This is a genomic window from Actinopolyspora alba (genome assembly GCF_900112765.1).
Taxonomy (GTDB): domain Bacteria; phylum Actinomycetota; class Actinomycetes; order Mycobacteriales; family Pseudonocardiaceae; genus Actinopolyspora; species Actinopolyspora alba.
Genome location: NZ_FOMZ01000019.1, coordinates 63,606 through 74,033, shown reverse-complemented (window position 1 = coordinate 74,033; position 10,428 = coordinate 63,606). Strand labels below are relative to the sequence as shown.

Below are 10,428 nucleotides of genomic sequence, written 5' to 3'. Positions count from 1 at the left end.
CGGCACGCGAGCTGGGTTTAGAACGTCGTGAGACAGTTCGGTCCCTATCCGCCGCGCGCGTGTGGAGACGTGCGGGGAGCTGTCCCTAGTACGAGAGGACCGGGACGGACGAACCTCTAGTGTGCCAGTTGTCCCGCCAGGGGCACGGCTGGTTGGCCATGTTCGGCACGGATAACCGCTGAAAGCATCTAAGCGGGAAGCCCACCCCAAGATGACGTCTCCCACCCCCTACGGGGGGATAAGGCACCCAGCAGATGACTGGGTTGATAGGCCCGACATGTACGCACAGCGATGTGTTCAGTGGACGGGTACTAACCCGCCGAACGGCGACACACCCCCCAACACACCGCCCACACACACCATGTGACACGCAAGCGTGAGACATCGCCACCACTATACGGCTCCCAACCCAACCACCACCCCGACACGCTTTTCAACTGAACACAGCGGCTGACACCCCCAACAGCCCCCCAAGGTTCTTTGGGTCGGTGGCCACAGCGGAGGAGACACGCCCGGCATCCATCCCGAACCCGGCAGCTAAGCCCTCCAGCGCCCCAGGTACTGCACCCCCACGGGTGTGGGAGACACGGACACCGCCGACCCAACCCCCCACAGTGTGGCCCGGACACCACCACGGTGCCCGGGCCACACAACTATCACCACCCCACACCCCGACAACCTCCCTAGAAATTGACGACCCGGTCACCCGCATTCACCGATCGGACTCGCCGCTACCGCACCGATTCCGTGCCCCGCTTTTACCGCTGTTCGCATACCATTAACGTCCTTTCCCGAGTTACTTTCGACGGTGCCGCCGACAGGTGCCGACGTTTCCTCGTGGAATGGCGGAGTTGATGAATCAGGGCAGTGATGCGGGTGCTCCAGCGGCCACACCGGAAGTAGGGGAGACCACCGAACCCACCAGAGTTTCCCGGCGTGCCTGGATCGGCCGGTTTCTCGGACCGCTGCTGGCAATCGCCGTCTACTTCGTACTCCCCGGTGGAGAGAACGGAGTCACCGACGCCGGGCGCGGTGTCGCCGGAGTCGGAGTGCTGATGGCGGTCTGGTGGGTCACCGAGTCACTGCCGCTGGCCGCCACCGCGCTGCTGCCGATCGCGCTGTTCCCGCTGTTGGGAGTCGGCGATGTCGAAGCGGCCACCACGCCCTACGCCAACGACATCGTCTTCCTGTTCATGGGCGGTTTCATGCTGGCGTTGGCGATGCAGCGTTGGGGACTGCATCGCAGGATCGCGCTGCGGACCGTGCTGGCGGTCGGAACGCGTCCGGTGCGGGTGGTCGGTGGTTTCATGCTCGCCACCGCCTTCCTGTCGATGTGGGTAAGCAATACGGCGACCACCGTCGTCATGCTCCCGATCGGCATGTCCGTGCTGACCCTGGTGTTCGAGCATCTTCGTGGTGATTCCGGCGACGAAACCGTGCGGCGCGCGATGAACGAGTCGGCGGACGACGGCGCCGGAAGGTTCGCGACCTGCCTGATGCTGGCGATCGCCTACGCTGCGAGCATCGGCTCGCTGGCTACGCTGATCGGGACTCCGCCCAATCTGTTCATGGCCGGTTTTCTGTCCGAGAGCTATGGCATCCGGATCGGCTTCGGGCAGTGGATGATCTTCGGGTTGCCGTTGGCGGCTGTGTTGCTGCTCCTCAGCTGGTTCTTGCTGACCAGAGTGGTCTATCCGACGACCATCACCGACATCCCCGGTGGTCGTGAGCTGTTCCGGAACGAGCTCGCCAAGCTCGGCCCGATGAACCGGGGCGAGCGAGTGGTACTCGTGGTGTTCGTGCTCACGGCGTTGCTGTGGATTCTGCGTGAACCGCTGACGAGCCTGTTGCCGGGACTCGGCCTCTCCGACGCCGGCATCGCGATACTCGCCTCGCTGGTGCTGTTCGCGATTCCGGTCGACGCGCGGCGGGGGGTGTTCACACTGGACTGGGGTTCGGCGCTGAAGCTGCCGTGGGGCGTGCTGCTGTTGTTCGGCGGTGGGCTGTCGCTGGCGTCCGCGGTCGGTTCCAGCGGGCTCGACGCCTTCATCGGCAACCGGGTCGGCGCGCTCGGCTGGATCCCCGCGATCCTGCTGGTGCTGGTCACCGTGGCCGCGGTGATCTTTTTGACCGAGATGACCAGCAACACCGCGACAGCGGCGACCTTCCTGCCGATCCTGGCCGGGGTGGCGCTCGGGCTCGACATGGATCCGTTGCTGCTCGTGGTGCCCGCGACGGTAGCGGCGAGCTGCGCGTTCATGCTCCCGGTGGCCACCCCGCCGAACGCCATCGTGTTCGGCTCCGGCTACGTGACCATTCCGCAGATGGTCAAGGCGGGTTGGTGGCTGAACCTCACCGCGATCGTTCTCATCCCGATCGCGCTCTACGGTCTCGGGGCCTGGGCGTTGGGAATCGCCCTCGGCTGACCCCTACCCGTGGGGCCGGGACGACCCTCCGAACCGGCCCCCACCGCGCGGTGATTTCGCGAGAAATCGACGCCCATCCGGGTCGAGCCCGATCACCGCAGGCGGCGCGCCCGCAGCACGGTGTCGTGGGTGTGCGGTGTGCCCTCCGGCGGAGGAGTGGTTCGTGGTCGGGTTTCGTTGACCAGCACGATCCAGTCGTCGTCGAGCAGCTCGGCGACGTCGGCGGGTTGGTAGTAGTCGCCCGGATCGAAGCCGTGCTCGTGATCCGGAGGCAGCTCGGACATGTCGTGGCTGCCGTAGAGCAGCGTGCCGCCGGGTGCCACGGCGGCCAGCAGGCCACGCGGCGTTTCGTGGCCGGGCCGCCGTTCGAGCGGGAAGTACTGCACCGACACCAGGTCGAACGCGTCCGCGGGAGGCGGTGTGCCGGTCGGGTCACCGTGTTGCCAGGAGATTCGATCGGCGAGGTCCGGGTCCGTGGCGTCGGCGGCGCGTCGCAGCGCGGTGCGCGAGATGTCGATCGCGGTGACCCGCCAGCCGCGTCGTGCCAGCCAGCGCGCGTCGGCGCCCTCACCACATCCCACTTCGAGTGCCTGGCCGGGTGAGAGCTCGGCCGCCTCGGTGGCGAGCACTCCGTTCACGTTGCCGCTGAAGAGCTGTGCGGTGCCGCTGTACTTGTCTTCCCAGAACTGTTCGTCCATCGTCGTTGCCCTCGGTCGTGGGGTTCGGTGGTCGGCGACCGCGCTGCCGGTAGCCCAGGGGCGGTCGCGGCGTTCGCTCGTGGTTGGTGACCACCGCGCGTCCGCGATCGGAGCATCGGAGAGCCGCGGTCACCTCCGACACCAAGCTGCCCTCACCAGCGGCATGACGACAAAATTATTTGCTGATAACGCAAAGAACGTGGGATGAGGTGCCGTCCCCGCCGCGGTTCCCGTGATTTCGCGCGAAATCACGGGAACCGCGGCGGGGACGGCACCCCGACGTCAAACCCTGCTGCGGTAAGCCCACAGCGCGAGGGGGAAGAACACCACCACCAGTGCGACCATCCACACCAGCGTGGCCGACAGCGGCCCGGCCACCGGTCCACCGATCATCAGTCCCCTGGCGGTGTCGGCCAGCTTGCTCACCGGGTTCACGCTCACCCAGGCCTGCAGCCATCCCGGCATGGTCTCGGTCGGCGCGAACACGTTGCTGCCCATGGTCAGCGGGAACATGAACGACATCGCCACACCGGGCAGTGCCTGCTGGCTCCTGACCAGCATCCCCAGCAGCACCGAGATCCAGCACACGCACAGCGCGAAACCGATGACCAGCATGATCGCCGCTGCCGCCGAGAGCGCGTTGGTCTCGATGCGAAAGCCCATCAGCGTGGCCACGATCAGCAGCACCGCTATGGAGACCGCATAGCGAACCACATCACCCAGCACGGCCCCGATCAGCGGAGCCGACCGCGCCACCGGCAGACTCCGGAACCGGTCGAACACGCCCTTGGTGATGTCGTTGTTCAACTGCATCCCGGTGCCGAGGCTGCCGAAGACCATGTTCATGGCCATCACGCCCGGCAGGGTCCGTTGCAGGTACTCCCCGGTGTCCCCGGCGATGGCGCCACCGAGCAGGTAGACGAACATCGCCAGGAACAGGATCGGCTGCAGGGTGACGTCCAGCAGCCCCTCCGGCGACTTGCGGATCTTGAGGACGCTGCGTCCGGCCAGCGTCAGGCCGTGTTGCATCGTGCGCAGCGGACCGACACGGCGTGGTGTGCCGTGCGGTCGCGGTTCGGCCTGTTCGGTCCGCTCGACGGTCGGCGTGCTCATGCCGCGTCGTCCTCCTCTTCGCCTTCCCGCGCCGAGTCCTCGGCGGTGGCCGGTTTCCCGGTGATGGACAGGAACGCCTCGTCGAGGCTGGGCAGCCGCAGCGACAGCTCGTCGGCGACGATCCCGGCCTCGTCCAGCCTGCGTACCAGCGTCGACATCAGCACCGGATCCTCGGCGGGGGTGGTGAGCAACCCGGTGTCGTGGTTCGCAGCGGGTGCCCGCTCGGTGAGTTCCCGCAGGATGGTCTCGGTGGCGCTGACGTCGTCTGGATCGCTCAGCCGCACCTGCAGCGTCTGGCTTCCGCTGTGACGTTTCAGCTCGTCGGCGCGTCCCTCCGCGACGACCCTGCCGTGGTCGATCACGCTGATCCGGTCGGCCAGCTGGTCGGCCTCCTCCAGGTACTGCGTGGTCAGCAGCACCGTCACACCTTCGGAGGTCAGCGCGCCGACCATGTCCCAGACCTGGTTGCGGCTGCGTGGATCCAGCCCCGTGGTCGGCTCGTCCAGGTACAGCACCTCGGGGCGGCCAACCAGGCTCGCCGCCAGGTCCAGCCGTCGACGCATCCCGCCCGAGTAGGTCTTGATCGCCCGGTTGCCCGCGTCGGTGAGCCCGAAGCGCTCCAGCAGTTCCTTCGCGCGGGACTTCGCGCTGGAGCGCGTCATCTCCAGTAATCGACCGATCAGCACCAGGTTCTCGGTACCGGTGAGTTCCTCGTCCACCGAGGCGTACTGCCCGGTCAGCCCGATCTTGCCGCGCACCCCGACCGGATCGCGCAGCACGTCGTGTCCGGCCACAGTGGCGTGCCCGCCGTCCGGCTGGAGCAGGGTCGCCAGGATTCGTACGCTGGTCGTCTTGCCCGCGCCGTTCGGCCCCAGTACCCCCAGGATCGAACCCGCCGGTGCGGCCAGGTTCACCCCGTCCAGTGCCTTGGTCGTTCCGAATCGCTTGACCAGGCCCTCGGCCTGGACCGCCAGTGTCATGCGACCTCCTCGTCTCGACACCCCAGCATGACCCGATCCACTGACAAAAGACGCACAATCGTCGCACGACACCGGTGAGGTGCGACACAGCTTCAGTTACCCTTGGTTGTTTTCCGGTAGGTGTGGCGGTATGGGGCGTGAGTCGGTGGACATGCGACAGGGTGATCTCGTAGCGGACGAAGCGATGTCCGAACAGCCGGAGTCCTCGGGTGGGCGGAGAGCTCCCGGTGGGCGTGTCGTCACGCTGCTGTTATCGCTGCTCGCAGCGTTCGTCTGCGGTGTGGCGCTGGGCAGGTTCGGCGGACTGGAACGCGGCCAGATCTCCTCGGCGTTGATCGCGCTGACGCCCTACGTCACGGCGGGCGGAGGGGTGTTGTTGCTGCTCACCCTGGCACTGCGGCGCTGGCTGACCGCGCTGGTGGTGGCCGTGGTGACCGCCGTGCTCGCCGTCAGCGTCGCGCCACGGGTGTTTCCCGACGAACAGGCAGGCGCGGTGCGGGGGAACTCGCTGAACGTGCTCAGCGCCAACGTGTACTTCGGCGAAGCCGACGCGGAGCAGCTGGTGCGGCTGGTGCGGCAGAACGACGTGGACGTGCTGAGCATGCCGGAGCTCGACTCCGGCATGGTGAACGAGCTGCGCCGGGCCGGATTGTTCGAGACGCTGCCGCACCGCGTGCTCACGCCGGAGTCCGATGGTGACGGTTCGGGGATCGTCTCGCGCTATCCGCTGCGTGAGCTCTCGCTGGCTTCGAACACCACCATGCGGCAACCCTCCGCGCTGATCGATCTGCCCGGGCAGCGGGACGTGCAGTACGTCGCGGCGCATCCGGTGGTGCCGGTGGGAGGGGACACCACTGCCACGTGGAAGCGCGAGATAACCACACTGCCCGCCCCGACCACCGGTGGGGACCAGTCGGTCCGGATACTGGCCGGTGACTTCAACGCGACCCTGGACCACACGCCGCTGCGGAAACTGCTGGGACGGGGGTACTCGGACGCCGCCGAGGTGACCGGCGACGGGCTGACCCCGACCTGGCCCGAGTTGGGACGGCCCTGGGCACCGCCGGTCACCCTCGATCACGTGCTGGTCAGTGGTGACACCGCCGTACACGACTACCGCACCTTCGAGGTGGACGGTACGGATCACCGGGCCGTGTTCGCCCACCTCACGATTCCCTCTTGAATGAGGCGGCCCGGCAGAGTGGTCGGGTAGCCGTCACGTGAGTCGGCGCCTTGGGAGCGTTGGGCCGGCTCTTGAGTAGCGACCTACGCGGCGAGCGGCCCGGCCTCGCGATGCATCCGACTCACGCACCGGGGACACCCGCGCTGCTTAACCGCACGGCCGTTTTCCGACGGGGGTCCCGCGGGAGTCAATTTCGCGGGAAATTGACGCCGACTGCGAGGGTGGTCGGAGTGGGGCCTGCGGGCGTGGTGGGAGTTCGGCTTGCGCCGATGGTGGGGCCTCGGTCCTCGTCGGCGCTGATAGCGCGACGATTTCGCGAGAAATCGACGGACGCGGTGCCGCGTCGCCTTACTGACGCGGTGATTTCGCGGGAGATCGACGCCGCCCGAGCGGAGAGCCCCGACCGCGCCGTTCAGCTCTCGTGGACGGCGAACGGCCCCGGCCCGCTCACCGCTCGGGGTGGGACTCGGCGATCAGTTCGAACTCGAGCAGGTTGGCGCCGCTGGCGACGGGGTCCTTGCTCTCGGTCTCGTGCGCCTCTTTCGCCGGGCCGTCGGCCCAGGCGCGGAACGCCTCCTCGGACTCCCACTTGGTGTAGACGAAGTAGCGGTTGTCGCCCTTGACCGGGCGCAGCAGCTCGAATCCCAGAAATCCGGGGGTGCCGTCCACCGCGCCGTGGCGCTGCGCGAACCGGCGCTCCAGCTCCTCGCCCTTGCCTTCGGGGACCTCGATAGCGTTGATTTTCACTACGGCCATGACCCCACCCTACGACTCGTCCGGCGGTTTCCGGAGCAGTGAAACCGCTCCGGCCGGGAACGTGACGCCGGCAACGTGGCGCAGGAACGGTCACCGGTCCGTCGCGTTGTCGCCGACCTCCTCGGTGAGGTTGTCCCGCAGTCGTGTGAGCAGTTCGCGCAGCCGATCGACATCCTCGGCATCCAGACCGGCCCGCAGGCGCTGATCGAACGCGACCGCCGCTGATGCTCTTCGGGGCGTCGATTTCTCGCGAAATCGCCGCGCGGCTCTAAAGCTCCACGGCGGGGTGGAGTCTGGAGATGCTCCACGTCCGCTGCCGCCACACCACCAGGGTGGTCAGCACCAGCGGTATCACCAGGAAACCGCCGAGCACGATGAGGTCGCGGACCAGGTGCTCGTTCAGGCCGCCCGAGATCGTCACGCGCAGCCCGTCCACCAGGTAGGTCATCGGCAGGTAGGGATGTACCGCCTGGAAGGGCGTCGGCGTGGTCTCCATCGGATAGAGCCCACCCGAGGCGGTCAGCTGCACTATCAGCAGCACCAGCGACAGCCCGTCGCCGATCGCGCCGAAGGCGGTGCGCAACAGATGGTCGATCGCCACGAACGCGGCGGTGGCGAGCGCCAGCAGCCCGACCGTCGGCCACAACCGCACCGGATCCAGCCCGAGACCGAATCCGACCACGGTCAGCAGCACCCCGGCGCCGAGCATCCCCAGCACTGTGGCGGGCAGCCAACCCGCCAGCGCCACCGTGACGGCCCGGGTCCTGCCCGCCAGGGCCCGCAGGTTGACGGGTTTGAGCAGCAGGTAGGCGAACAGCCCGAACACCCACAGCGCGATGGCGAAGAAGAACGGGGCCAGCCCCCGCCCGTAGACGTGCGCGGGGTTGAGGTTGCGCTCGGTGATCCTGGTGGGGGAACCGAGCACCTCGGCGGCCTGGGCCACCTGCCGGGGGTTGGTGGGCGGAATCCGCGACAGGCTGTCGTCCACCAGGTTCGACAGCTTCGTGGCCCCGTCGTTGAGCTGCCCCGCACCGGTTCGCAGTGTCCGGCTGCTGGAGGCGAGGTTGCTCAGGCTGCCGCGCAGTGCCTCCGTGCCGTTGGCCAGTTGCGTGGTGCCCGAGGCGAGCTGGTCGGCGGGCTCGGTCACCGCGAGGGTCCGCTGTCGCAGCGTTTCGAGGCTGCCGCGCAGCGCCACCGCCTCGGAGTTGGCCTCCCGGGCCAGGCTCAGCACCTCGTCGGCACGCTGGTCCGCGTTCTCGGTGGTTCCGGACAGCTGTCGCGCGTCGCGCAGGGCGCGCTGGTACACCGGGTCCCCGGTCAGCGCCGGGTATTCGTTCCCGAGTTCCCGCAGGCTCGCCACGCCTTGATCGGCGCGGTCGGAGATGAAGGCGGTCGCGGTGGCCAGGGTGGTGAGTCCCTGCACCACCGAGCCGCTGGCCTCGGCCGCGCCGTTCACGGCGGTGGGGAGTTGTTCGGCGGTCAGGTTGGTCAGCGCGGTGAGTCGTCGGTCGAGCTGGTCGGCCGCGTCGGAGACGTCGTTCACGCCCCGCGAGATCTCCCCGGTCGACGAGGCGGCGTCCGAGAGCCCGCTGCTCAGTCCTTCCGTGCCCTGTTCGGCGAGTTTCGTGCCCTCGACCAGTTGCCCGGCGGCCTGCGATGCGAGTCGCAGTTTCTCGCGTACCTTGTCCACCTCGTCGTACAGCGCCCGCGCGTAGGCGCTGTGCGCGGCCGCGTTGACCTGGTTCTGCAGCTGGGCCTCGACGGTGTCGGCCATGATTCCCGCGATGTAACCGTTCGCGTCGTTCTTGGTGATGTGCAGCGAGGCCCGTTGCGGGAATCTGCGGGTGGCGGTGGCGAGTTTGCCGCTGAAATCACTCGGAACGGTGATCGTGAAGTAGTAGTCGCCCTCGCGGAGCCCGCGTCGCGCCTCACCGGAGTTCACGAAGTGCCAGTCGAACAGGTCCCGTGCGCGCAGTTGCTCGGTGAACTGCTCGCCCGCGTCGATGAACTGCCCGGATGCGCGCACGGGGCGGTCGTTGTTGACCACGGCCACCGGGACCCGGTCCAGCCTGCCGTAGGGGTCCCAGTTGGACCACAGGTACAGCGAGCCGTAGAGCAGCGGCACGAGTATCAGTGCCACCAGCACCAGCGGGCGCAGCTTTCCGCCCCGGAACCTGCGCAGTTCCAGCAGCGCGAGTTTGACGATTCTCATCGCGGATCTCCGTAGTCCTCGGAGTCCGAATCGGTCGGTTCCGCCTCGGGTGATGTCTCGTTGGTGCCGGAGTCCGCCGCCTCGGAGTCCGCCGCCTCGGAGTCCGCCGCCTCGGAGTCCGGTGGAACCGCGGGCGCGGGTGGTTCGAACAGCGCGAGCTGAGCCGGATCGGGCGAGAGCACCTCGGTGTCGAAGGTGTGGGGTTCGGTGACCGCTTCCGCGTGGAATGTCCGCGTCGTTTCGGCGTCGAATTCGACCGTGTTCGGTTCCTGACCGGGCAGCAGGGCGGTTTCCGGTGCGGTTCCCCCGGCGCGGTGGGGTGTCTCCCCGTTCGGTCCGGGCAGTCTGATCACCGGGCCCGCTTCGAACCGGGGTGGATCGGTGTTGCTGGCCACCACCGTGGTGCCGGTGCGGGCCACGGTTTCCAGCGCCGCCCACACCCTGGTGCGCGCGGCTTCGGGGAGCCCGAGTTCCACGTCGTCGACCAGCAGCCCGGCGGGCAGTGCCGCCATGCCGAGTGCGACGGCCAGCAGCAGTCGCTCGCCGGGATGCAGCGAGTCGATCACGGCTTCGGGCTCGGGGTCTATGCCGACCAGGTCGAACGCGTCCGAGATGTCGTCGTTGTCCACCTTGGTGGTTATGCGCCGTTCGCGTACGGCTTCCCGCACGCGCCAGCGCCCCTCCAGTTCGAACCCGGGGCGCAGCCGCGCCGGTGCGATCAGGGTGCGTGCGCGCTTCGCGCCCTTCGGCAGCGAGCGCCCGTCCACCTCGATAGTGCCCGTTATCGGGCGGAGCCTGCCGGAAAGCGTCAGCAGCAGTGCGGTTCTGCCGGTACCGGACGGCCCCGTCACGGTGGCCAGCTCCCCGGGGCGGATCTCGGCGTCGACATTGCTGAAGACCGGCCCCAGCGGTCCGCGCACGCTGATTCCGCGTGCGGTGATGGCCACCCCTTCGGTGCTCATCGACCCCCCTGGTGAACGGATCGGCTGCTGATCCAACGTGGACCCCAGCGCGATCCTCGGCAACTCGAGATCCGCCGGATCACGTCCGCGAACCCGTT

At 68.0% G+C, this 10,428-nt stretch carries 9 protein-coding genes and 2 rRNA genes; 5 read left to right on the top strand and 6 right to left on the bottom strand.

Translation table 11 applies throughout. The annotated features are described in order from the left end of the window. The 3 genes from BM150_RS22560 to BM150_RS22550 form a co-directional block, all read left to right on the top strand. Positions 1-336: ribosomal RNA gene (locus BM150_RS22560) — 23S ribosomal RNA — on the top strand; the annotation flags it as partial. Positions 337-484: 148 nt separating this feature from the next. Further along, a 5S ribosomal RNA gene (gene rrf, locus BM150_RS22555) occupies positions 485-602 on the top strand. A 240-nt stretch (positions 603-842) separates the two neighbouring features. After that, entirely contained in the window at positions 843-2,426 is a 1,584-nt protein-coding gene (locus BM150_RS22550; RefSeq protein WP_092929843.1) for an SLC13 family permease, read from the top strand. Positions 2,427-2,518: 92 nt separating this feature from the next. Here BM150_RS22550 and BM150_RS22545 read toward each other — a convergent pair whose 3' ends face one another. The 3 genes from BM150_RS22545 to BM150_RS22535 form a co-directional block, all read right to left on the bottom strand. After that, positions 2,519-3,124 (bottom strand): class I SAM-dependent methyltransferase, encoded by a 606-nt coding sequence (locus BM150_RS22545; protein ID WP_092929841.1) that lies wholly within the window; start codon positions 3,122-3,124, stop codon positions 2,519-2,521. Positions 3,125-3,406: 282 nt separating this feature from the next. Further along, positions 3,407-4,237 carry an ABC transporter permease gene (locus BM150_RS22540; protein WP_092929839.1) on the bottom strand — a complete coding sequence of 277 codons (831 nt, stop codon included), beginning with the start codon at positions 4,235-4,237 and terminating at the stop codon, positions 3,407-3,409. Continuing rightward, entirely contained in the window at positions 4,234-5,217 is a 984-nt protein-coding gene (locus tag BM150_RS22535) for an ATP-binding cassette domain-containing protein (RefSeq protein ID WP_092929837.1), read from the bottom strand. Before BM150_RS22535 ends, BM150_RS22540 begins: the two co-directional genes overlap by 4 nt. Positions 5,218-5,347: 130 nt before the next feature. On the opposite strand from BM150_RS22535, the gene BM150_RS22530 reads away from it, so the two are divergent. Beyond that, positions 5,348-6,400, top strand: coding sequence for an endonuclease/exonuclease/phosphatase family protein (locus tag BM150_RS22530; protein WP_175496985.1), 1,053 nt, complete (start codon positions 5,348-5,350; stop codon positions 6,398-6,400). A 447-nt stretch (positions 6,401-6,847) separates the two neighbouring features. Here the strand turns inward: BM150_RS22530 and BM150_RS22525 are convergent, their stop codons facing one another. Further along, the gene (locus tag BM150_RS22525) at positions 6,848-7,156 is read right to left on the bottom strand and encodes an antibiotic biosynthesis monooxygenase family protein (protein ID WP_092929835.1); all 309 of its coding nucleotides are present in this window, start codon (positions 7,154-7,156) and stop codon (positions 6,848-6,850) included. Between the two features lie 75 nt (positions 7,157-7,231). Between BM150_RS22525 and BM150_RS24325 the strand changes: the two genes are divergently transcribed. Further along, positions 7,232-7,381: a hypothetical protein gene (locus BM150_RS24325; RefSeq protein ID WP_175496984.1), complete on the top strand. Its 150-nt coding sequence runs from the start codon at positions 7,232-7,234 to the stop codon at positions 7,379-7,381. Between the two features lie 43 nt (positions 7,382-7,424). Here the strand turns inward: BM150_RS24325 and BM150_RS22520 are convergent, their stop codons facing one another. After that, positions 7,425-9,368, bottom strand: a complete 1,944-nt coding sequence (locus tag BM150_RS22520; protein ID WP_092929833.1) for a YhgE/Pip domain-containing protein — start codon at positions 9,366-9,368, stop codon at positions 7,425-7,427. Beyond that, on the bottom strand, positions 9,365-10,330 hold the full coding sequence (locus BM150_RS22515) for an ATP-binding cassette domain-containing protein (protein ID WP_092929831.1): 966 nt from the start codon (positions 10,328-10,330) through the stop codon (positions 9,365-9,367). Before BM150_RS22515 ends, BM150_RS22520 begins: the two co-directional genes overlap by 4 nt. Between the last annotated feature and the right edge of the window lie 98 nt (positions 10,331-10,428).